The 351-nt window shown below is 46.4% G+C and carries 1 pseudogene; it reads left to right on the plus strand.

The features are described 5' to 3' along the window. Positions 1-351, plus strand: a pseudogene (locus tag B2671_RS15785) (hypothetical protein); the annotation flags it as partial.

Raw genomic sequence — 351 nt, forward strand, 5'->3', positions numbered from 1 at the left:
CCTGCTGATTATTATTGTTGCCGTCATTGTGATGCCTCCAGTTGGTCAAGCTGTACATCAGACATTTGCTCCAGATCATATCGACTTTGCCATTATTACCACTATTGTGGGTGGTACAGTGGGTGGCTATATCTGTTATGCGGGTGCGCACCGTTTACTCGATAAAGGTGCTGTTGGCCCTGAAAATATTAATGAAGTTGCTAAAGCTGCAACCAAAGGCATTGTTGTAGTTGGCATCATGCGTTATGTGCTGTTTTTAGCGTTCTTAGGTGTGGTGGTGAGCGGTGCCCATATTGATTTAGCCAGCCATGACGCCAATCCGGCAGCCCAAGCATTTCAATATGCAGCAGG

The organism is Clostridium sp. UBA5119 (assembly GCF_002414285.1).
In the GTDB taxonomy this organism is placed as follows: Bacteria; Bacillota; Clostridia; order Clostridiales; family Clostridiaceae; genus Clostridium_J; species Clostridium_J sulfidigenes.